The sequence below is a fragment of the Pseudomonas sp. LBUM1663 genome (assembly GCF_059695905.1).
Genome location: NZ_CP166792.1, coordinates 6,239,695 through 6,261,009 on the forward strand (window position 1 = coordinate 6,239,695; position 21,315 = coordinate 6,261,009).

The 21,315-nt window shown below is 59.7% G+C and carries 19 protein-coding genes; 12 read left to right on the forward strand and 7 right to left on the reverse strand.

Going from position 1 to position 21,315, the window contains the following annotated elements; translation table 11 throughout:
- Window positions 1-13 precede the first annotated feature (13 nt).
- Together ACA075_RS28635 and ACA075_RS28640 are read left to right on the forward strand one after the other, a co-directional pair.
- Complete coding sequence (locus ACA075_RS28635; RefSeq protein WP_497296478.1) at window positions 14-1,012, forward strand: hydrolase; 999 nt, start codon at window positions 14-16, stop codon at window positions 1,010-1,012.
- 3 nt (window positions 1,013-1,015) lie between these two features.
- Window positions 1,016-1,849, forward strand: a complete 834-nt coding sequence (locus tag ACA075_RS28640; protein ID WP_497296479.1) for an AraC family transcriptional regulator — start codon at window positions 1,016-1,018, stop codon at window positions 1,847-1,849.
- Window positions 1,850-2,047: 198 nt separating this feature from the next.
- Here ACA075_RS28640 and ACA075_RS28645 read toward each other — a convergent pair whose 3' ends face one another.
- A complete protein-coding gene (locus tag ACA075_RS28645) occupies window positions 2,048-2,902 on the reverse strand; it encodes a sulfurtransferase (RefSeq protein ID WP_497296480.1) in 855 nt (284 codons plus the stop codon).
- Window positions 2,903-2,935: 33 nt separating this feature from the next.
- Window positions 2,936-3,607: a TetR/AcrR family transcriptional regulator gene (locus tag ACA075_RS28650; protein ID WP_219095045.1), complete on the reverse strand. Its 672-nt coding sequence runs from the start codon at window positions 3,605-3,607 to the stop codon at window positions 2,936-2,938.
- A gap of 147 nt (window positions 3,608-3,754) precedes the next feature.
- Between ACA075_RS28650 and ACA075_RS28655 the strand changes: the two genes are divergently transcribed.
- The 5 genes from ACA075_RS28655 (at window position 3,755) to ACA075_RS28675 (ending at window position 8,439) form a co-directional block, all read left to right on the forward strand.
- The gene (locus ACA075_RS28655; RefSeq protein ID WP_497296481.1) at window positions 3,755-5,185 is read left to right on the forward strand and encodes a coniferyl aldehyde dehydrogenase; all 1,431 of its coding nucleotides are present in this window, start codon (window positions 3,755-3,757) and stop codon (window positions 5,183-5,185) included.
- Window positions 5,186-5,212: 27 nt separating this feature from the next.
- The gene (locus ACA075_RS28660; protein WP_497296482.1) at window positions 5,213-5,758 is read left to right on the forward strand and encodes a twin-arginine translocation pathway signal protein; all 546 of its coding nucleotides are present in this window, start codon (window positions 5,213-5,215) and stop codon (window positions 5,756-5,758) included.
- A 136-nt stretch (window positions 5,759-5,894) separates the two neighbouring features.
- Window positions 5,895-7,490: a GMC family oxidoreductase gene (locus ACA075_RS28665; protein ID WP_497296483.1), complete on the forward strand. Its 1,596-nt coding sequence runs from the start codon at window positions 5,895-5,897 to the stop codon at window positions 7,488-7,490.
- Window positions 7,491-7,605: 115 nt separating this feature from the next.
- A complete protein-coding gene (coaD, locus tag ACA075_RS28670; protein WP_007945531.1) occupies window positions 7,606-8,085 on the forward strand; it encodes a pantetheine-phosphate adenylyltransferase in 480 nt (159 codons plus the stop codon).
- A 102-nt stretch (window positions 8,086-8,187) separates the two neighbouring features.
- Window positions 8,188-8,439, forward strand: coding sequence for a YfhL family 4Fe-4S dicluster ferredoxin (locus tag ACA075_RS28675; protein ID WP_048722619.1), 252 nt, complete (start codon window positions 8,188-8,190; stop codon window positions 8,437-8,439).
- Window positions 8,440-8,591: 152 nt separating this feature from the next.
- Here ACA075_RS28675 and ACA075_RS28680 read toward each other — a convergent pair whose 3' ends face one another.
- The 3 genes from ACA075_RS28680 to ACA075_RS28690 are packed head-to-tail and all read right to left on the reverse strand — an operon-like array spanning window position 8,592 to window position 10,643.
- Entirely contained in the window at window positions 8,592-8,915 is a 324-nt protein-coding gene (locus ACA075_RS28680; RefSeq protein ID WP_497296484.1) for a multidrug transporter, read from the reverse strand.
- A 54-nt stretch (window positions 8,916-8,969) separates the two neighbouring features.
- A complete protein-coding gene (gene mutM / locus ACA075_RS28685) occupies window positions 8,970-9,782 on the reverse strand; it encodes a bifunctional DNA-formamidopyrimidine glycosylase/DNA-(apurinic or apyrimidinic site) lyase (protein ID WP_497296486.1) in 813 nt (270 codons plus the stop codon).
- Between the two features lie 45 nt (window positions 9,783-9,827).
- Window positions 9,828-10,643, reverse strand: a complete 816-nt coding sequence (locus ACA075_RS28690) for an HDOD domain-containing protein (protein ID WP_497299348.1) — start codon at window positions 10,641-10,643, stop codon at window positions 9,828-9,830.
- Between the two features lie 311 nt (window positions 10,644-10,954).
- Between ACA075_RS28690 and ACA075_RS28695 the strand changes: the two genes are divergently transcribed.
- The 4 genes from ACA075_RS28695 to ACA075_RS28710 all read left to right on the forward strand — a co-directional run bounded on the left by ACA075_RS28695 (window position 10,955) and on the right by ACA075_RS28710 (window position 15,829).
- Window positions 10,955-12,151: a class I SAM-dependent rRNA methyltransferase gene (locus ACA075_RS28695; protein WP_003195152.1), complete on the forward strand. Its 1,197-nt coding sequence runs from the start codon at window positions 10,955-10,957 to the stop codon at window positions 12,149-12,151.
- Window positions 12,152-12,577: 426 nt separating this feature from the next.
- Window positions 12,578-13,657 (forward strand): SagB family peptide dehydrogenase, encoded by a 1,080-nt coding sequence (locus ACA075_RS28700; protein ID WP_497296487.1) that lies wholly within the window; start codon window positions 12,578-12,580, stop codon window positions 13,655-13,657.
- Window positions 13,654-14,631 (forward strand): diiron oxygenase, encoded by a 978-nt coding sequence (locus tag ACA075_RS28705; protein WP_497296488.1) that lies wholly within the window; start codon window positions 13,654-13,656, stop codon window positions 14,629-14,631. Before ACA075_RS28700 ends, ACA075_RS28705 begins: the two co-directional genes overlap by 4 nt.
- Entirely contained in the window at window positions 14,624-15,829 is a 1,206-nt protein-coding gene (locus ACA075_RS28710; RefSeq protein ID WP_497296489.1) for an MFS transporter, read from the forward strand. The genes ACA075_RS28705 and ACA075_RS28710 overlap by 8 nt, the downstream gene beginning before the upstream one ends.
- Window positions 15,830-15,918: 89 nt before the next feature.
- Here the strand turns inward: ACA075_RS28710 and ACA075_RS28715 are convergent, their stop codons facing one another.
- Entirely contained in the window at window positions 15,919-17,616 is a 1,698-nt protein-coding gene (locus ACA075_RS28715) for a DUF4153 domain-containing protein (protein ID WP_497296490.1), read from the reverse strand.
- Window positions 17,617-17,960: 344 nt separating this feature from the next.
- Between ACA075_RS28715 and ilvD the strand changes: the two genes are divergently transcribed.
- On the forward strand, window positions 17,961-19,802 hold the full coding sequence (ilvD, locus tag ACA075_RS28720; RefSeq protein WP_497296491.1) for a dihydroxy-acid dehydratase: 1,842 nt from the start codon (window positions 17,961-17,963) through the stop codon (window positions 19,800-19,802).
- 241 nt (window positions 19,803-20,043) lie between these two features.
- Here ilvD and ACA075_RS28725 read toward each other — a convergent pair whose 3' ends face one another.
- Entirely contained in the window at window positions 20,044-21,099 is a 1,056-nt protein-coding gene (locus tag ACA075_RS28725; protein WP_219095040.1) for an HAD family hydrolase, read from the reverse strand.
- Between the last annotated feature and the right edge of the window lie 216 nt (window positions 21,100-21,315).

Here is a 21,315-nt window from a genome sequence, read left to right on the forward strand (position 1 = left end):
ATCGAGAGCAATCGTGTCCATTCCGTCAGAACGCTTCATCCCCGCCTTCGGCCTCGGCAACCCGCACCTGCAAACCTTGTGGGGACCGCTGTGGCGCAAAACCACGCACATCGAACGCGAGCGCGAACGCTTGTGGCTTGAGGATGGCGACTTTCTCGATATGGACTGGCACGGCCCACACACTGCCGATGCGCCGCTGGTGCTGGTGTTGCACGGGCTGACCGGTTCTTCAAATTCGCCTTACGTGGCCGGGGTGCAGAAGGCGCTCGCTGCCCAGAGTTGGGCCAGCGTCGCGTTGAACTGGCGTGGCTGTTCGGGCGAGCCGAATCTGTTGGCGCGCAGCTACCATTCCGGTGCTAGTGAAGACGTGGCCGAAGCCATCAAGCACCTGCGGGCCAAGCGCCCTCTCGCACCGCTGTATGCGGTCGGCTATTCCCTGGGCGGCAATGTCTTGCTCAAGCATTTGGGCGAGACTGGCAGTGACAGTGGCGTGTCAGGCGCGGTGGCGGTGTCGGTGCCCTTTCGTCTCGATCATTGCGCCGATCGCATCGGCCAGGGTTTCTCGAAGGTCTATCAGGCGCATTTCATGCGCGAGATGGTGGCTTACATCAAGAACAAACAGCGCCAGTTCCAGCATGACGGGCGCGAAGATGGACTGGCGGCGTTGGCGGCGCTGGGCTCGCTGGAGAACATGCGCACCTTCTGGGATTTCGATGGCCGGGTCACGGCGCCGCTCAATGGTTTCGTCGATGCCGAGGATTACTATCGCCGCGCTTCGAGCCGATATTTTCTTGGAGAGATTCGCACGCCGACCCTGATCATCCAGGCGGTCGACGATCCTTTCGTATTTCCCCATAGCCTGCCGCAAGCGTCGGAATTGTCCGCCTCCACTCAGTTCGAACTGCAAGACAAGGGCGGGCATGTCGGTTTTGTCGATGGCTCGCTCCGGCAACCGGGTTATTACCTGGAACGGCGCATTCCGCAGTGGCTAAGCGCCGTGGGTCGCGGGTAAGCCATGGACGCCGACCAAGGCGAGTCGATCCGCTTCTGGCAAACGGCGCCGTTGGCCGGTGTCGAGTTATTGTCCGCGCGCTACATCGAACATCGCTTCGCGCCCCATGTGCATGACGGTTATGTGATCGGCATGATCATGGCCGGCGCCCAGCGTTATCGCTATCGCGGCGCCGAACACCTGGCCGGCAGCGGCACGCTGGTGTTGATCAATCCTGATGAACTGCACACCGGCCACAAAGGCACGGAGGATGGCTGGATGTACCGTGCGTTTTATCCGGACAGCGGGCAGATTCTCTCGCTGCTGGACGAACTGGAGCTGCCGACCACCAACCTGCCGGGGTTTGGCGCGACGTTGTATCGCGACCCGGATCTGGTGAAGGGTTTCTGCCAATTGCATCGCTTGCTGGAAAGTCCGTCCACGGCCCTGCAACAGCAAACGGTCTGGCGCGAGATGATGCTGTTGTTGCTGCAACGCCATGCGGCCGTGCCAATCGTCGGCAAACCCGGCAAGGAGCATCGGGCGGTGACACTGGCCAAGGATCTGCTGCAAACACAATTGGCCGCGCCGCCCTCGCTGGAAGAACTGGCGGCAGTGGTCAACCTGTCACCGTTCCACTTCGCCCGGGTCTTTCGCCGTGCCACGGGGATGCCGCCGCACACCTGGCTGATGCAGCAACGCATCGCCCAGGCAAGGGCGCTGTTACAGAACGGATGTTTGCCGCTGGAAGTCGCGATGCAGCTGGGATTTTCCGACCAGAGCCATCTGAGTCGGCAGTTCAAGCAGGTTTACGGGGTTGGGCCGGGGGCGTATCGAAGTGCCCGGCAATCTCTCTGATATTGGTGGCGACGAAAAACTAAAGTGAAAGCAGGCTTTTGTGGCGAGGGGGCGTGCCCCCGTTGGAGTGCGAAGCGCTCCCTGAGCGAGTCGATGCGGTCCTTCAGTTAAACCGCGTAGTTCGATTTACGACTGCTGCGCAGCCGAACGGGGGCAAGCCCCCTCGCCACAAAGGCTCGCTCCCACAGGGTTTTGAGTTTACTCGCTGGTTGCGATGCCGTGTGCGGGATCGTTGATCCACTCGCTCCACGACCCGGCGTACAACGAGCCCAACGGATAACCCGCCAGGCACAGTGCGAACAGGTTATGGCACGCCGTCACGCCGGAACCGCAATACGCCACCAGATCGGTCGGCGAACGATCGCCGAGTTTCGCGGCAAAGCGTTGCTTGAGCTGCTCGGCCGGCAGGAAACGCCCGTCACTGCCCAGGTTCTCGGTGAAAGCTGCGCACTGCGCACCGGGGATGTGCCCGGCAACCGGGTCGATCGGTTCGACTTCGCCCTTGAAACGCGGCATGGCGCGGGCATCGAGCAAGGTCAGCGCGGGTTGGCCGAGACGCTGCTGGAGCTGTTCGGCGCTCAACAACAGCGAGTTGTCCGGCGTCCCGGTGAAGGTGCCACGCTCGATATCGCACGCATCCAGACTCAGCGGCAACCCGGCCGCGTGCCAGGCCTTGAGCCCGCCATCGAGAATGAACACGCCGTCTCGCTTGCCCAGCCAGGCCAGCAACCACCAGGCCCGCGCCGCGTAGGCACTGGGGCCGTCATCGTACAAAACCACTTCGCTATCGGCATTGATGCCCCAGGCTTGCAGGCGTTCGATCAAGTCTTCAGGCTCAGGCAGCGGATGGCGCCCGGTCACACCCTTGATCACTGTCCCGCTCAAATCACGCTCAAGGTCGGCAAAGCTCGACCCGGCGATATGTCCTTCGGCATAGCTGCGCTGGCCGTAATCCGGGTCTTCGAGGGCAAAACGACAATCCAGAATCACCAGCCCAGGTGCATCCTTTTTCAGATCCAACGCTTGCGGGCTGATCAGTTGCGCAATGGGCATAACGGGCTCCTGTGATTAAGTCGGTCTTGAATCCTACTGCACTTCTTCCAGCGCCTGGGCCAGTGGCACGTAAAACTCTTCGTACAGCGCGTTGACCGCGTCGCGAGACTGTTCCGTGACGAAACCGGCCTCAAGCACCAGCACCTGATACACCCCACGTTTAATCGCCTGCTCACTCAGGTGATTGGAATTTTCCCGCGTGGTGCACAGGAAGCGCACCCAGGACGTCAGGATAATCCAGGCATTGAGCGTCAGGGATTCGATCTGGACTTTGTCCATTTGCAGGATGCCGGCGTCGACGAAGGCGGCGTAGATGTGGGTGCCATGGATCAGACAGCGCTGGGAGAAACGCCGATAACGGGCGGCCAGTTCGGGATCGCTGTCGAGCAAATGCTCAAGATCACGATGCAAAAACCGGTAGCGCCACATCGCCGCCAGCAGTTCCTGAAGGTAGAAGCGCTTGTCTTCCACCGTGGACGCTCGGCCCTGGGGCGGGCGCAGGAAGCTGTCCACCAGGCTTTCGTACTCACTGAACAGCACGGCGATGATCGCCTGCTTGTTGGGGAAGTGGTAGTACAGGTTGCCCGGAGAAATCTCCATGTGGGCAGCAATGTGGTTGGTGCTGATGCTGCGCTCGCCCTGTTGATTAAACAGCTCCAGGCTGTTCTGCACGATGCGCTCGCTGGTTTTGATCCGAGGGGCCATGGCTTGAGCTTTAATTCAGAGTGCGTTGGCGGGCATCTTACGACCTATCGGCGAGCGGATAAAACAATGCTGCACCAGGATGTCATTTGACTTTCTAGAGCATAGACTCTAGAAAGTGCCTCATTACAACAAAAACCGGAGCCGACCATGACCGCCGACATCGCGTACCTGCAGAACCTGCAACAGCCTCTGGACGAGCTCCATGCCCTGTTCGATGCGCAGCGTGCGGCGTATGCGGCCAACCCGATGCCACCGGCCGCCCAGCGCCAGCAATGGCTCAAAGCCCTGCGCGACCTGCTGAGCAATGAACGTCAGGCCATGATCGACGCGATCAGCCAGGATTTCAGCCACCGCAGCGCCGATGAAACCCTGCTTGCCGAACTGATGCCCAGCCTGCACGGTATTCATTACGCCAGTCAGCACCTCAAAGGCTGGATGAAAGCCTCGCGGCGCAAGGTCGGTATCGCGTTTCAGCCGGCTTCGGCGAAAGTGGTTTATCAGCCGCTGGGCGTGGTCGGCGTGATCGTGCCGTGGAACTACCCGCTGTATCTGGCCATCGGGCCGCTGGTGGGTGCGTTGTCGGCGGGCAATCGGGTGATGCTCAAACTGAGTGAGTCGACCCCCGCCACCGGTTTGCTGCTCAAGGAGTTGCTCGGCCGGATCTTCCCGCAAGACCTGGTCTGCGTAGTGCTGGGCGAAGCCGATATCGGTGTCGCGTTCTCCCGACTGCGTTTCGATCACCTGCTGTTCACCGGCGCCACCAGCATCGGCAAGCACGTAATGCGTGCGGCGGCCGAGAACCTGACGCCGGTGACCCTTGAGCTGGGTGGCAAGTCCCCGGCCATCGTGTCCCTCGACGTGCCGCTCAAGGACGCCGCCGAACGTATCGCGTTCGGCAAGACGCTCAATGCCGGGCAAACCTGCGTGGCCCCGGACTACGCGCTGGTGCCGGAAGACCGCGTCGGTGCTTTCGTCGAAGCCTATCGCCAGGCGGTTCGCGGGTTTTATCCGACACTGGCCGACAACCCGGACTACACCGCGATCATCAATGACCGGCAATTGGCGCGGCTCAATGGCTACGTCGGCGATGCCACCAGCAAGGGCGCGCTGCTGATTCCGCTATTTGATCAGGGCCAGGGCCGGCGCATGAGTCACAGCGTGCTGCTGAACGTCAGCGACGACATGACCGTGATGCAGGACGAAATCTTCGGCCCGCTGCTGCCGATCGTTCCGTACAAGGATCTCGATCAGGCGTTTGCCTACATCAATCAACGACCTCGTCCGCTGGCGCTGTATTACTTCGGCTACGACAAGCGCGAACAAAATCGCGTACTCCACGAAACCCATTCCGGCGGTGTTTGCCTCAACGACACCTTGCTGCACGTGGCGCAGGACGATATGCCGTTCGGCGGCATCGGCGCCTCGGGCATGGGCCATTACCACGGCCACGAAGGCTTCCTGACTTTCAGCAAGGCCAAAGGCGTGCTGATCAAGCAACGCTTCAACGCGGCGAAACTGATTTACCCGCCCTATGGAAAATCCATTCAGAAACTGATCCAGAAGCTGTTTATCCGCTAACGATCACACCGTCGGGTAATAACAATAATGAGCCCAAGCCTGTCCGATACACCCGCGCTGTCACGGCGCGGCCTGCTTAAATTCAGCCTCGGCGCGAGTGCTTTCCTGGCCACGGCCGGATTGGGCGCGAGCCTCAGCGGCTGCTCATCGAGCATCCCGGCCAGTGGTTTCGCGATTCTGCGCAGCGGCGATTTGCTGTTTCTACGGGCGCTGATCCCGGTGATGCTCGAAGGCGCCGTGGCTGCCGGGAAGATGCCGAAGGCAGTCGATGAAACTTTGCACTGCCTGGATAACAGCCTGAATCACCTGTCGCCGGAAATGCTCAAGCTCACTCAGCAATTGTTCGACGTGCTAGGGATGGCGGTGACCCGCGGGCCGCTGACCGGGATCTGGGGCAGTTGGGAAAACGCCAGTGCCGATGAGATCCGGCACTTTCTCGATCGCTGGGAAAACAGCTCGTTGAGCCTGTTGCGCATGGGGCACAGCTCGTTGCTGCAACTGGTGATGATGGCGAGGTACAGCCGCGCGGAATCGTGGGTGCATTGCGGGTATCCGGGGCCGCCTGCTGTTTGAGACCGAGTCGCTCCCTTCGCGGGCAAGCCTCGCTTCTTCAAGGGCTTACGCGGTTGTGTAGGAGCGGGGCTTGCCCGCGAAGACGTCAGCCGCCTCACCACTGCATCCAAAACCATAACAACTAGAGAACCCAAAGATGCCCGTACCCGACCCGTTCCGCGAAGGCATGGCCCGTGGCTGGAAAACCTACGACGGCTCGCAACTGACCCAGGACCTGACCCTCGAAGCGGACGTGGCGATCATCGGCAGCGGCGCGGGCGGCGGGACCACCGCGGAAATCCTCAGCGCCGCCGGCTACAAGGTGTTGCTGATCGAAGAAGGCCCGCTCAAGACCAGCAGCGACTTCAAGATGCTCGAAGACCAGGCCTACACCAGCCTCTATCAGGAAGGCATCGGCCGCATGAGCAAGGACGGCGCGATCACCATCCTCCAGGGCCGCGCGGTGGGCGGCACCACGTTGATCAACTGGACGTCGAGCTTTCGCACCCCCGAGCCGACGCTCGAGCATTGGGCCAAGGAGCATGACGTCAAAGGCCACAGCCCGGCCGAGATGGCGCCGTGGTTCGAAAAAATGGAACAACGCCTGGGCGTCGCGCCGTGGAGGATGCCGCCCAACGCCAACAACGACGTGATCCGCAAAGGCTGCGAGCAGCTGGGTTACACCTGGCATGTGATCCCGCGCAACGTGCGCGGTTGCTGGAACCTTGGCTATTGCGGCATGGGCTGCCCGACCAACGCCAAGCAATCGATGATGGTCACGACCATTCCCGCGACCCTGGAAAAAGGTGGCGAGCTGCTGTACCTGGCCCGCGCCGAAAAGCTCTCGATCAAGGACGGCAAGGTCACCGGCCTGCAATGTGTAGCGATGGACGACCGTTGCGTAGCGCCTACCGGACGCACGATCACGGTCAAGGCGCGGCATTACGTGCTGGCGGGCGGCGGGATCAACAGCCCGGCGCTGCTCCTGCGCTCGGAGGCGCCCGATCCACACCAGCGGCTGGGCAAGCGCACGTTCCTGCACCTGGTGAACATGTCCGCCGGGCTGTTCGACGAGGTGATCAACCCGTTCTACGGTGCGCCGCAGTCGATCTATTCCGACCATTTCCAATGGCAGGACGGCACCACCGGCAAGATGTCCTACAAACTCGAAGTGCCGCCGCTGCACCCGGCGCTGGCCAGCACCTTGCTCGGTGGTTTCGGCAAGGAAAACGCCGCGCACATGGAAAACCTGCCCCACACCCACGCGATGCTGGCGTTGTTGCGCGACGGCTTCCATCCGGACAGCCCCGGCGGCAGCGTCGAATTACGCGGTGACAACACGCCGGTGCTCGACTATCAGGTTTCACCTTATGCCTGGGACGGCTTGCGCAGGGCTTTCCACAGCATGGCCGAGATCCAGTTCGCCGGTGGCGCCAACGCGGTGATGCCGATGCACGCCGACGCGCGCTACGTGAAAACCCTCGCCGATGCACGCGCGCTGATCGACGGATTGAGCCTTGAGTTGTATCGCACGCGCCTGGGCAGCGCTCATGTGATGGGCGGTTGCGCCATGGGCGAGGACCCGAAAAACGCGGTGACCGACAGCCTTGGCCGGCATCACCAGATCAGCAATCTGTCGATCCACGATGGCTCGCTGTTCCCCACCAGCATTGGCGCAAACCCGCAATTGTCGGTCTACGGATTGACCGCGCAACTGGCGACTTCGCTGGCCGAACGTTTGAAAAACCTATGAAAACGGAGAATATTCCAATCGTCTATAGTGCTTTCTTACCCAACAGGCGACTTGGCCGACCGGGAAGGCTGCGATACCATCCGACTCCCCAACGGACTCCCGCCAGGACGACGCGATGAACCGAGTGTTGTACCCAGGTACCTTCGACCCTATTACCAAGGGCCATGGCGACTTGGTCGAACGCGCCGCGCGCCTGTTCGATCATGTGATCATCGCCGTCGCTGCCAGCCCGAAGAAAAACCCGTTGTTTCCCCTGGAACAACGTGTGGAGCTGGCCCGCGAGGTCACTAAACATCTGCCCAACGTTGAAGTCGTCGGCTTCTCGACGTTGCTGGCGCATTTCGCCAAAGAGAAGAACGCCAACGTGTTCCTGCGTGGTTTGCGCGCGGTGTCGGACTTCGAATACGAATTCCAGCTGGCCAACATGAACCGCCAACTGGCGCCGGATGTGGAAAGTCTGTTTCTTACCCCGTCCGAGCGTTATTCGTTCATTTCCTCGACGCTGGTCCGTGAAATCGCAGCGTTGGGCGGCGATATCACCAAGTTCGTCCACCCTGCGGTGGCGGATGCCCTCACCGAACGCTTCAAGAAGTAACGACCGCTCAAGCGGCGCCCGCGTGCACTGCGGGCGCCAATGCGGCACAATTGCGCGCATTGGTTTATTGCGCCCGGGCCGTCCGCCCTGGCTGGAGTTAGCATGTCCCTGATCATCACCGACGATTGCATCAACTGCGACGTCTGCGAACCCGAGTGCCCGAACGCCGCCATTTCCCAAGGCGAAGAGATCTACGTGATCGACCCGAACCTGTGCACCCAGTGTGTCGGCCACTACGACGAACCTCAGTGCCAGCAAGTGTGCCCGGTGGATTGCATTCCGCTGGATGAAGCGCATCCGGAGACTGAAGAGCAGTTGATGGCGAAGTATCGGGTTATTACCGGAAAGGCGTGAACATTGCGGTGCCTGTACTGACGCCATCGCGGGCAAGCCTGCTCCCACAGTGGATCTGCTGTGTTCACACCATCTGATTAACAACACAAGTCAATGTGGGAGCGGGCTTGCCAGCGATGAGGCCATCAGCCAAACAGAAGCTGTAACTGATTTCACTCCCGCTGCTCAAACCCCTCCCCGATACACCCCAGGCACCGCACAAACGCAGCCCTCGCCGGATCAACCACCAGCGCCTGCCCCGCATCGCCAACGCCGCCGCCCAACGCGGTAAACGGTAACGACACCACAAACGCCCCGGCACCGATCACCGTCGCCACGACCAGCAAGGGTCGGGCGATCAGCAAGTCGCCGAGCATGGCGTAGGCCGGGGGATTCTGAATGGTGTAACGCGGGTCACCGCTGCCGCTGTTGGCCGCCAGCGCGGGCGCACCGACGCTCAGCAGCAGCGCAACAACAAGGGTTCGAAACGAATTCATGGCACGGTCCTTCGGCTAGGCAGTGAGAACACTGACTATAGACCGTCGGACGCATCAGCTCTGGCAGCGTGGGCAAAAGACGCTGGCGCGCTGCCCCAGTTTCACTTCGCGCAGTTCAGTGCCACAGACTTTGCAGGGCTCACTGCCCCGGCCGTAGACGAACAATTCCTGCTGGAAATACCCCGGCTGACCGTCGCCGCCGATAAAGTCCCGCAACGTCGTACCGCCACGCTCGATGGCCGCGGCCAGAATGCGTTTGATCTCGATCGCCAGCTTCAAATAGCGCGCTCGGGAAATGCTCTTGGCCTCGCGGCGCGGGTCGATACCGGCGGCGAACAGGGCTTCGGTCGCGTAGATATTGCCGACGCCGACCACCACCGCGTTATCCATGATGAACGGCTTGACCGCCATGGATCTCGCCCGAGACTGCTGGAACAGACGCTCGCCATCAAACAGGTCGGTCAACGGCTCCGGCCCCAGGCGGATCAACAGTTCGTGGTTGAGCGGGTCGAGGCTCCAGAGCATCGCGCCAAACCGGCGCGGGTCGGTATAGCGCAGGGCCAGGCCGGACTCGAGTTCGATGTCCACATGCTCATGCTTGGCCGCCGGCATACCGACTTCTACCAATCGCAGGTTGCCCGACATACCCAAATGGCTGATCAGCGTGCCCACTTCGGCATTGATCAGCAGGTACTTGGCGCGGCGCTCCACCAGCACGATGCGCTGGCCTGACAGGCGCACATCGAGGTCTTCAGGAATCGGCCAGCGCAAGCGGCGGTCACGCACGATCACCCGGCTGACGCGCTGGCCTTCCAGGTGCGGCGCAATCCCGCGGCGAGTGGTTTCGACTTCCGGCAGTTCAGGCATGGTGCTCTCGAATCAGGGTTCTCGAATAAATGAAGCCGCTGATGCTCAGTGGTGAGTCCTGAGGTCACGAATCGTTTGCTTGAGGGTCTCGAAGTCGTAGTCCGAGAGGCCGACATAATCGAGCACCAGATGCCCGATGCTGTTCCACTCATGGTCTTCGTTCTGATTACCCAACACCCGGTAAGACGCACAAATGTGCTCGGCCATCTTCAGGATCGCCAGCAGGTTCTTGAGCTGAGCGTTGCGCGACGATTCATCGCTGAAGATCGCCAGGGCATTGTGGTGATTGGCGATCGCGGCGGTCACATGCTCCGGCAGGCGCCAGGACTTGGCCGTGTAATAACCGACCACCGCGTGGTTGGTGTTGAACACCCGGTTCTCGGTGTCGACCACCCGGCATTCCGCACTGGCGTTGGCGTAAGCCTCTTCCAGAACGGTCATGTAGTTGGGGAAACGTTGCAGCATCAGCGGCACGCCGCAGTCGTGGAACAGCCCCAGCGCATACGCTTCATCGCCGGCCTGGGCGCCGATGCGCTTGGCCAGCGTCAGGCAGGTCATCGCCACGTCCTGAGCCGTATCCCAGAACCGGTTCAGGGTGACGATGGTGTCGTCGTTCATCTCGCCCTTGATCGACTGCGCATTGATCAGGTTGATGATCGAGCGGCTGCCCAGCAGGTTCACCGCACGCTGGATCGAGGCGATCTTGTTGCTCAAGCCGTAATACGGCGAGTTGACGATCTTCAGCAGAGCGCCAGAGAGTCCCGGGTCCTGGGAGATCAGCTTTGCGATCACTTCCAGATCCGGGTCGGGCATGTACTGCTCCATCTGCAAATCCACCATGATTTGCGGCTGGGCAGGCACACTGATGCCTTGCAGGGACTGTTGAATCTGTTCGGAAGTCAGCTCTTGGGACATAAGTACACACTCTGGGCCAGGCGCAGATTCTAGCTTCTAAAAGTTGGATCCGACACACCGGCCGACACATTGGCGAAAGTTTCATTTCCGCATAGCAATCGAAATCGCTTTCGCGGGCAAGCCTCGCTCCTACAGGTTTACACGATCCAGTAGGCGCGAGGCTTGCCCGCGAAGAGGCCATCAGCGTTTCATCGCCCGCCCGGCCCGCCACAAGCCTCAACACGCTATACTCCCGCTCTTTTTTCCGGAGCGACGTCATGTCCCTGCCTAGCCTGCGCCTCAAAGCCAACGCCGACCGTCGCCTGCGAAACGGCCACTTGTGGGTCTATAGCAACGAAATCGATGTAGCGGCAACCCCTTTGCACGGTTTTCAAGCCGGCGACCAGGCGATCCTTGAAGCCGCCGGCGGCAAGACGCTGGGCATCGTGGCCATGAGCCCGAACAACCTGATCTGCGCCCGCCTGCTGTCGCGCGACATCAAGTTGCCGCTGGACAAATCGCTGCTGGTCCATCGTCTGAACGTTGCGCTGTCCCTGCGCGATCGCCTGTTCGACAAGCCGTTCTATCGCCTGGTCTACGGTGACTCCGACCTGCTGCCAGGTCTGGTGGTCGACCGCTTCGGCGACATCCTGGTGGTGCAGATCGCGTCGGCGACCATGGAAGCCCATAAAGAAGACGTGATCGCCGCGCTGACCCAAGTGCTCAAGCCAAGCGGCATTCTGTTCAAGAATGACTCCGCGGCCCGTGACGCCGAAGGCCTCAACCGTTATGTCGAAACCGTGTTCGGCCTGGTGCCGGAATGGGTCGCGCTGGAAGAGAACGGCGTGAAATTCGAAGCACCGGTCATCCAGGGTCAGAAAACCGGCTGGTTCTACGACCACCGCATGAACCGCGCACGCCTGGCTCCTTATGCCAAAGGCAAACGCGTGCTGGATCTGTACAGCTACATTGGCGGCTGGGGTGTGCAAGCGGCCGCGTTCGGCGCCAGTGAAGTGTTCTGCGTCGACGCGTCGGCATTCGCCCTTGACGGCGTCGAGCGCAACGCCGCGTTGAACGGTTTCGCCGAAAAAATGACCTGCATCGAAGGCGACGTGTTTGAAGCCCTGAAAGAGCTGAAAGCCAGCGAAGAACGCTTCGACGTGATCGTTGCCGACCCACCCGCCTTCATTAAGCGCAAGAAAGACATGAAGAACGGTGAAGGCGCCTACCGTCGCCTGAACGAGCAAGCCATGCGCCTGCTCAGCAAGGACGGCATTCTGGTCAGCGCGTCGTGCTCGATGCACCTGCCGGAAGACGACCTGCAGAACATCCTGCTGACCAGCGCCCGCCATCTGGACCGCAACATCCAGATGCTCGAGCGTGGCGGTCAGGGCCCGGATCACCCGGTGCACCCGGCCATCGCCGAAACCCGCTACATCAAGAGCATCACCTGCCGGTTGCTGCCAAACAGCTGATAACGCCGGTTTGACGGGGAGCCAGACGGCTCCCCGTTTTATTATCTGATATTGAATTCCGCTCTAACTTCCTACACTTACAATCCTACGAACTAGCAGGACGTTTCCCTGCGCCTTTCACTATTAAGCATTCGACTGACAAAACTTGTTCACGCCCAAGATCGATCTGACAAAATTACTGGAAGATTCCTACCTAATATCGCCTTGATAAGAGCTCATTACACTCTATGATTGTGAGTGTCACCACGAAGTGACACTTACTTTCAATTACAAGGAGTTCCAAATGAAAGCAATTACTCTGGAAGCTAACAGCATCGCCAACCTGGCTTTTCTGGTTGCCCCTAAAGCCCGCTAAGTGAATGAGACGCTGGGGAGTGCCAGCTACCCAGCGTTTTCTATGGCATTGCCCAGAGCGAACCGTCCATCATGCAGATCAGCCCTCATTTATTCATACTTCCTCGCACGCCCGGTCAAATAGTCTGGGATTACAAGAACCATAAACAGTTTGAACTGAACCTCAAGTACTCCACTCGACTGGCGGAACTTATCGACAATCCCGAAAAGTTCAATGAACGCAATACAATTGACACTCAGCTACTTGGCGCTGGAATACTGACAACTGCAACAACAGACATTACTGAGTGGGGCTGGGACGAACTGTCGAAGATATTCCATATCGGCACCAAGAACATTCCTTGCGAACACATTCCGCAAAATATCAATGAATGGTCAAAGCAATACCTTGATCATTGCACCGACGTACTGAGCACGCCCTCGCCGAAAGCCAGGCGCTCGGAACGCTTGGCATGCGAGCTGATTACCCTGCCAAAACCTTCCTGCCTGCCGGAAGGCACCCTGGCAAACGCCCTGTCCAATCGGAAAACCTGCCGCACCTTCACGGGGGAAGCGGTTTCCCTCGAAGCGGTGAGTTCATTGCTTTACCTGTCCCTCGGTTATCTGCATGAGCGCGAAAATGACGTTGACGAAAGCATCGTCGAAGGTCTCGGCGCCCGGCGCAGCAGCCCGTCCGGTGGCGGACTGAATGCCTGCGAAGGCTTTTTGCTGGTGCAAAACGTCAGCGGCCTGCCACCCGGCGTCTACGCCTATCACCCCGCCGGGCACTCACTGAGTCTGGTTAATCCGCTGCCTTCCCAACCCTTGGGACAACTGATGTGTGGTCAACATTTCATCAATAACCTGCCCGCAGGCCTGTTCATCACCAGCCGATTCGACAAGCTGTGGTGGAAATATGAACACTCGCGGGCGTACCGAATGGCCTACGTCGAGGCCGGCCACATTTCCCAGACCTTTCAACTGGCGGCCACCTCGCTGGGACTGAACACCTGGCTGACCGGCGCATTGACAGATGACCAGGTCGAAGCGCTGCTGGGACTTGTGGGCAGCGCAGAGCAACCGTTGTTCTTTGTCGGCTGCGGCCAGAGCGACGGGCAAGTGATGTGCAAGGAGTTGAAAGCGCTGCTGAGCAATCGGGGGGCGGAACAATGAGCGAGCCCCTCATCGACCCCGCATCAGCCCCTGCCTCATGGGCCCATCGCTTCACCCTTGGAGACTGGAACACCCGAGCCTCGGTGCGGGTCAGCGAACACACCTACCATTTACCACCGGACCTGAAACGGCAACTGGAAACCCGCCACTGGTTTGCGCCGGAGTTTCTGCCTTACCTGAATCATCCGGCAATCAAAGCAGCAGGCAGAGCAATCGCTCATCGTCTGTCCGCCAACCATCTGGTGTATTTCCTCGACTACACCACCCTGCTCGAACACCGCATCGTCAACCGATCCGTGGAAACCATCATCCACAACGAACTGGGGCTTTCCATCCCCCCACGGATGAAAACGGCCGCGCTGCAGCTCTACACCGATGAGGCTTACCACGCGCTGTTCTCCAACAACCTCGCCGAGCAGATTGCCGATATGTACGGCATGACTGAACGCCCAGTCCTGCCCCAACGGATCGCCCGGCTGAACGTCCTGCTCGACCGCACGCCGGACAAGCACAAAGCACTGGCGTGGTTTCTCGTCGGCTTCGTTTCGGAGACGATCATCGCCAAGGAGCTGCTCGACGTTTGCCGCGACACGCTGGTGAGCAGCGTTCAGGAAATGCTCAGGGACCACCTTGCCGATGAGGCAAGGCACAGTCGCTACTTTTGCGAAGTGTTCCATTATCTGTGGCTGCAATTGAATTGCGGCCAACGCACGTTCACCGCCAGGTCGCTCCTGGAAATCCTGCTGCTTTTCTTTGAAATCGATGAACGCTGGCTTGGGGAAAGCCTGCGCAGCGCCGGCGTGAGTGAAACCTCTGTCGCGCAGATCCTTGGTGATCTGACCGGCCCGCAAGCACAGCGCCTGCGCGCCCGGTCGGGTGCAGGGGCGACGCTCAATGCAATGAAAAAAGCGGGGTTCTTCGATCTGCCTGCCAATCGGCAACTTTTCTCCAGGGCAGGGCTGCTCGATGAATGACGGAAAACAGGTAGCCCGGGGCGAACAGCGTGCCATGGTCATTCTGTTGATGACCATGACGCTGCTCGGCGTCTTTCCCCTGGATGTGGTGCTCCCCTCCTTTCCCGATCTTTCTGACTACTTTCGGACCTCACCGTCCGACATCGCCCTGTCCGTCAGCGTGTTCGCCATTGGCCTGGCGTTGTCCGTGGTGCTGGTCGGACCCTTGTCAGACTTGTGGGGGCGCAAAAAACTACTGCTGGCCGGTATCGCAATTGCGGTAGTCGGAGCCACGGGGTGTTTGGTTTCCAGCGAATACAGCTGGTTTTTGTTCTTCCGGGTGATCCAGGCCGTTGGTTGCGGGTCCTTTGTCCTGTCACAGGCATTGGTTCAGGACTTGTTCGTCGGCAAGGAACAGGAGCGAATCAGAATCTGGATGGTGACCGGCGGCGGGGTGTTCATTTCGATTTCGCCGCTGCTGGGGACGTGGTTGCAATTACAGTTAGGCTGGCAGGGCAGCTTTTATGTGTTTATCAGCCTGGCCGTCATTGTCTGGCTTAAAGCCTTCTTTCTGCTCAGGGAAAACCCTCACCTTCATACCACGGCACATGAACGCTTCTTCAGCGCCTATTGGCGGGTGTGTTCGGATTTGCGCTTCATGGGGTATTGGTTGATTTCAGCCTTGGCTTTTGCCTGCCATTTCTCGTTCATCGTCATTTCACCGATCATTTTCATGGAGCGGCTGGCGCTGTCGCCTTACGCATTTGCCTGGGCGTTGCTGCTGTATGGCGTGGCCTATGTGGTTGGCGGGATTGTCGCCAGCGCTCTGCATCGGCATCTGCAGGCCAACACGCAAATAGTCATCGGCCTGGGGCTGATCGCTTTGTCAGGACTGGTCATGCTGTGGTTGGCGGAACAGTTCGGGCTCTCTGCGGCAGCGGTGCTGATACCCATGCTGATTTGTACGGCAGGCACCACCATTGCCAGGCCCATCGCCAACTCCAAAGCCATGAGTCTCTACCCCCGGAATGCCGGAACCTCGACCTCGGTCGGCGGCGTGCTGATTTTCATGTGCGGCGGTGTGATCAGCGTGGTGATCAACCTTGCCTCCGAAGACCTGACCACGGCACTCGCCTTGTGCTTCTTGACTTTGAGTGCCGCGGGTCTTGGCCTGAATGCGTTGATCATTCGGCGGCATATGGCGCTAAAAACGGGCTGACACCTGCCGGCATTCCGGGCGGGTCGTGAGCCGTCGCATCCGTCTGCGCAACCCGGTCTTGCGCGAAGCCTGATGCAATGTTTCTGGAGTCATTGCTCCTCAGGCTCGGGGACTAACGAAAGCGTACCTATTTGAATGTTCTTATAGCGCGGTTCGATGAGTTTCACGTCTCCCGCACGCAACTGGTCAAGGTGCTGCGACATGACATTGGCGCCCTGGAGCACGGTGACATATTTCCACTCACCGTCGGCTGCGCGTTTATAGAGGAACGCCCTGTGGTCCCACTCCTGCTGATTGAATTGCACCACTTCGGCTTGGCCATCACCGTCCAGGTCGACCGCCCACATCACGCATCCTTCATCCTGGCACTGACGTTTTTGGCTGTTGAGGCTGATGAATTGCTCGCTGCCGTCCACCTTCGGCCCTATCCACTCAACGTTCACGGGAGTCGGTTCCGACGAAAGGTACGTAGCGGTGGGTTCGCCGGATGTTTGTTTGATCTGGGCGCGCAACACCTCTCGCGAAGGCGCATCAAGAATTTCATTGCGTTCAAGCAGCTCGGACAACGCCTCGAATTGCCGCCGTCCGGACACGCCGAGCCCGTTGCGCAAGTAGTTGGTATCGAACGTCGACACCGGCGTCCGACCATCGAGCAAGCGTTGAACCTGATCCCGTGCGCTAAACGATTGCGCATTGAGCCACGGTGTATTGATCAGAACCAACACCACGCACACGGCCAGAGCAAGGGCCGGGTTACTGCGCCGCAGACCGTCCAGCCATTGGACCTTGCGTTGCACCACCGTCCACATGGCGGCCAGGCTATACGCCGCGAAAACCGCAACCAGCAACAGACTGACAAAACGCCGGGGCGACAGGCCGTATTGCTCAACCCGCAACCAGCTTGAGTACCCGGCCACCGCAACCAGTACTGGCAAGCACAGCAAGCCCACCTCGACACCGCGCATCAGCCATGCCGGATAAGGCTGGGACTGACGCCCGTCCTGAAACACCCCGTTTAGCAAGAACAGATAAATCCCCACCAAACACAACAAAATCGGGGTCGAGTAGCCGGTGGCCCAGATCTGTTGCAGGCCGGTAAAGGGGAGCGTCACGGTAAACAGAACGGTAATGAGCGTGATCAGCGGCAACAGAAAATGACACGCCGCCAGGAAGACTCCCCGCAGCATGCCGATGACTTTTTCGTTGTGCAGCCCGAGGCGCATGGTCAGGGAAAACACCACCGGCCCACTCAGACAAATAAACATCGAGGAACCGAATAGCTCGGCATAGAACCCGATGCCCAGCATGACAAACAGCTTGCTCCAGAGCAGAAGCAGCAAACCGAACACGCCGGTCAGCGTCAGTGCAAAAAACACCACGAACACATGGCTCCAGGCGTACTGGAACAGATTTTCATAGCGCCAACTGCGGTCTTCGCCGCAAGGCCAACTGGCCAGAAACGCACACACCACGTAACACAGCGGCACGCTGGTCAGCAGCCATGTGTTCGTCACCCAGCGGTTGCCATACTCCAGGCCCGACGCCACGACCCAGCTGCTGATTGACATCGTCAACACGCAAAAAACCAGCGTCAGAGCCAGAACCCGCGGGTTTCTGAGTTTAGGGCCGAGCAATTGCAGGAACAGGCCACCCACCAACACCAGCGTCAGGCTTGCCGCCAGCACCCCCGCGCCCAATGTCTTGAGTGTTTCGAACTGCCAGAACACTAACCCTTGGCACAGGCCGGTCAGCAGGTAAAACCACAACGAACGATTCAACAGCGACATTCCAATTCCTTTTGGTGGAGTTGCACGAGGGGCAGGCAGTTTAGCCAAGCGTTCTGCGCGCTGATATCCCCACGAAACGTTCGCTCACCCTACCGATGGTCATGCCGCACGTTGTATCAGCGCCGGATCAACGCTTCCCGGCATTCCCTCCTGACGCCAGCCGTGTAGAATCGCGACATTCATCGCCAGTCATCCCCCGGCGGGTTTATGAGCTCAAGCTGAAGCGCGCGGCGATCCCGCAAAGTTATCGGCAACTTCCGGACACACGGCCATTTCTGGGTGTTCCAGACGTCAATAGAAGCTCACTTCCCTTTTGATACCTGATTAGCCGCCCGGAGTGCTTCATGCCTGATTACCGCTCGAAAACATCCACCCATGGCCGCAACATGGCCGGCGCCCGCGCACTGTGGCGCGCCACGGGGATGAAAGATGACGACTTCAAAAAGCCGATCATCGCCATTGCCAACTCCTTCACCCAGTTCGTACCGGGCCACGTCCACCTCAAGGACCTCGGCCAACTGGTTGCCCGCGAAATCGAACGCGCTGGCGGTGTGGCAAAAGAATTCAACACCATCGCCGTGGATGACGGCATCGCCATGGGCCACGACGGCATGCTCTATTCGCTGCCGAGCCGCGAGATCATCGCCGACTCCGTCGAATACATGGTCAACGCCCACTGCGCCGACGCCATCGTCTGCATCTCCAACTGCGACAAGATCACCCCTGGCATGCTGATGGCCGCCTTGCGCCTGAACATCCCGGTGATCTTCGTCTCCGGTGGCCCGATGGAAGCCGGCAAGACCAAACTGGCCAGCCACGGTCTCGACCTCGTCGACGCCATGGTCATCGCCGCCGACTCCAGCGCTTCTGACGAGAAAGTCGCTGAGTACGAGCGCAGCGCCTGCCCGACCTGCGGCTCGTGCTCCGGCATGTTCACCGCCAACTCGATGAACTGCCTGGTTGAAGCCCTGGGCCTGGCATTGCCGGGCAACGGTTCGACCCTGGCCACCCACAGCGATCGCGAACAGCTGTTCCTGCAGGCTGGCCGCACCATCGTCGAGCTGTGCAAACGTTATTACGGCGAGAACGACGAATCGGTATTGCCACGCAATATCGCCAACTTCAAGGCGTTCGAAAACGCCATGACGCTGGACATCGCCATGGGCGGTTCCACCAACACCATCCTGCACTTGCTGGCCGCCGCCCAGGAAGCCGAGATCGATTTCGACCTGCGCGACATCGACCGTCTCTCCCGTCACGTGCCGCAACTGTGCAAAGTCGCGCCGAACATCCAGAAGTACCACATGGAAGACGTGCACCGTGCCGGCGGGATCTTCAGCATCCTCGGTTCCCTGGCCCGCGGCGGCCTGCTGCACACCGACTTGCCGACCGTGCACAGCAAAACCCTGGCCGAAGGCATCGCCAAGTGGGACATCACCCAGACCAGCGACGAAGCCGTGCATCACTTCTTCAAGGCCGGTCCTGCGGGCATCCCGACGCAAACCGCGTTCAGCCAGTCGACCCGCTATGAAACCCTCGACGACGATCGTGAAAACGGCTGCATCCGCAGTGTCGAGCACGCTTACTCGAAAGAAGGCGGCCTGGCCGTTCTCTACGGCAACATCGCTTTGGACGGCTGTGTGGTGAAAACCGCGGGCGTCGACGAATCGATCCACGTGTTTGAAGGCAACGCGAAGATCTTCGAAAGCCAGGACAGCGCCGTACGCGGCATCCTTGCTGACGAAGTGAAGGCCGGCGACATCGTGATCATCCGTTACGAAGGCCCGAAAGGCGGCCCGGGCATGCAGGAAATGCTGTACCCGACGTCGTACCTGAAATCCAAAGGCCTGGGCAAAGCTTGCGCCCTGCTCACCGATGGCCGTTTCTCCGGCGGCACCTCGGGCCTGTCCATCGGCCACGCTTCGCCAGAGGCTGCTGCGGGTGGCGCGATCGGTCTGGTGCAGGATGGCGACAAGGTGCTGATCGACATTCCGAACCGCTCGATCAATCTGTTGATCAGCGACGAAGAAATGGCCGGCCGCCGTGCCGAGCAGGATCAGAAAGGCTGGAAGCCTGTGGAAAAACGTCCACGCAAGGTGACCACTGCACTGAAGGCCTACGCCCTGCTGGCCACCAGCGCCGACAAAGGTGCTGTGCGTAACAAGGCGATGCTCGACGGGCTGTGATGCTTAACCGTTGAACAAAAAATGCCCCGCCAAGTGCGGGGCATTTTTTTTCTGGCGTCCTCGGTCAAATGTGGGAACGGGCTTGCTCGCGAAGGCGGTGGGTCAGTCGACATCAATGTTGGATATGACGGCCTCTTCGCGGGCAAGCCCGCTCCCACAGGGGTCTTCGGTGTTCACACAATCGACGCTCCACTTCAAATCCTGTGGGAGCGGGCTTGCCCGCGATGGATGCGCCTCGGTCTTACTGAATTTCTTCAGGCTTGACGATCACCCAGTTCTTGTCCGCCGTCACCGGCAACCCTTCCTTGGCCTGGGCCGCTGCGTGCTTGGCCATCATGCCGTTAATCTGGGTCATGTATTTGTCCTTGCGGTTGACCCACAAGTGGATGCCGCCCTTGGCCACGTCGACGCTGTGGAACAGCATGAAACCGTCGCTGCTCGGGGTGTCGCCGCCCACCAGCACCGGTTTTTTCCACTCATCGATGTAGGTCAGGATCGCCGCTTGTTTGCCGGCCATCCAGGTCGCCGGGGTCCACAGATACGGGGTCAGTTCGAGACCGAGGTTGGCCTTCTCGTCATACTTGCCCGCGGTGATTTGCTTGCGCGCCGTGGTCAGTTCGCCGGACTTGGGGTCCTTGAGCAGCAAGCTCACGCCAATGACGTTTTGCGGTTTGACGTTGTAGCCGTACTTCGGATCGGAAGCGACCATGCGCACCAGCTCTTCGGAGGCGGCGGTCATCACGTAGACCTCGATGCCGTTCTCCATCAGCTTGTTGTAGAGCTCTTTCTGACCGGTGAAGATTTTCGGCGGGTTGACGTCGAGGTTCTTGACCACATCGCCTTCGTAATAGGTCGCCGGCACTGGCTTGCCCAAGGCCATCAGCTCATCGACGTAGCCTTTGAGTTCCTGGAGGGTGAAACCGGAGAACACTTGCGCGACCCATGGATAGCACACCATGTCGTCGATTTCGCAGAGGCGATAGTAGTAGCTGAACAGGCTTTCCTTATGGTCGGCGGTGTCCTTGAACGGGATCAGTTTCAGGGAGGGGTCGAGTTTCTCGCGGGTGATCAGGCCTTTGCTTTCCATGTACGGCAGCAACGACTCTTCGAGGTCGTAGCGGTAACTGGTGTTGTCCATGTCGAACACCGCGTAGTTACCTTTGTTGGCGTTGGCCGCAATCATCGCGTCCAGCGCCTTGGCCTGATCGGCTGGCCAGTGTTTCAAATCCGTGGCGAAGACCTGGCCGGCGAGGCCAAGACAGAGTGCTGCTGCGAGAAATTTCGGTGCGAGTTTCATCGGCGGTTTCTCCCTGATCCAAAGATATCGACGCTAACAAATAAGTGTGACAGCTCTCGCCTGCCAGCGACCGCTCGCGTCCCTTTCGCGCCAAGTGCAACCCCGACAGCGACACCGGCTTATTCCAAAAACGACAGTTATCAGACTTTTTTGATATTAATTCATTGGAAATCAAGCTGTTAGGCTTCCCGGTTCGCAGCTGCCCCGGAAGGTGGC

Excerpts from the sequence above, each read along its gene's own strand:
- ACA075_RS28645 (WP_497296480.1), bottom strand. The coding sequence starts at position 2,902 with ATGCCCATTGCGCAACTGATCAGCCCGCAAGCGTTGGATCTGAAAAAG.
- ACA075_RS28710 (WP_497296489.1), top strand. The coding sequence starts at position 14,624 with ATGAATGACGGAAAACAGGTAGCCCGGGGCGAACAGCGTGCCATGGTC.
- ilvD (WP_497296491.1), top strand. The coding sequence starts at position 17,961 with ATGCCTGATTACCGCTCGAAAACATCCACCCATGGCCGCAACATGGCC.
- ACA075_RS28725 (WP_219095040.1), bottom strand. The coding sequence starts at position 21,099 with ATGAAACTCGCACCGAAATTTCTCGCAGCAGCACTCTGTCTTGGCCTC.
- mutM (WP_497296486.1), bottom strand. The coding sequence starts at position 9,782 with ATGCCTGAACTGCCGGAAGTCGAAACCACTCGCCGCGGGATTGCGCCG.
- ACA075_RS28705 (WP_497296488.1), top strand. The coding sequence starts at position 13,654 with ATGAGCGAGCCCCTCATCGACCCCGCATCAGCCCCTGCCTCATGGGCC.
- ACA075_RS28700 (WP_497296487.1), top strand. The coding sequence starts at position 12,578 with ATGCAGATCAGCCCTCATTTATTCATACTTCCTCGCACGCCCGGTCAA.
- ACA075_RS28665 (WP_497296483.1), top strand. The coding sequence starts at position 5,895 with ATGCCCGTACCCGACCCGTTCCGCGAAGGCATGGCCCGTGGCTGGAAA.
- ACA075_RS28715 (WP_497296490.1), bottom strand. The coding sequence starts at position 17,616 with ATGTCGCTGTTGAATCGTTCGTTGTGGTTTTACCTGCTGACCGGCCTG.
- coaD (WP_007945531.1), top strand. The coding sequence starts at position 7,606 with ATGAACCGAGTGTTGTACCCAGGTACCTTCGACCCTATTACCAAGGGC.
- ACA075_RS28660 (WP_497296482.1), top strand. The coding sequence starts at position 5,213 with ATGAGCCCAAGCCTGTCCGATACACCCGCGCTGTCACGGCGCGGCCTG.
- ACA075_RS28655 (WP_497296481.1), top strand. The coding sequence starts at position 3,755 with ATGACCGCCGACATCGCGTACCTGCAGAACCTGCAACAGCCTCTGGAC.
- ACA075_RS28640 (WP_497296479.1), top strand. The coding sequence starts at position 1,016 with ATGGACGCCGACCAAGGCGAGTCGATCCGCTTCTGGCAAACGGCGCCG.
- ACA075_RS28675 (WP_048722619.1), top strand. The coding sequence starts at position 8,188 with ATGTCCCTGATCATCACCGACGATTGCATCAACTGCGACGTCTGCGAA.
- ACA075_RS28695 (WP_003195152.1), top strand. The coding sequence starts at position 10,955 with ATGTCCCTGCCTAGCCTGCGCCTCAAAGCCAACGCCGACCGTCGCCTG.
- ACA075_RS28650 (WP_219095045.1), bottom strand. The coding sequence starts at position 3,607 with ATGGCCCCTCGGATCAAAACCAGCGAGCGCATCGTGCAGAACAGCCTG.
- ACA075_RS28680 (WP_497296484.1), bottom strand. The coding sequence starts at position 8,915 with ATGAATTCGTTTCGAACCCTTGTTGTTGCGCTGCTGCTGAGCGTCGGT.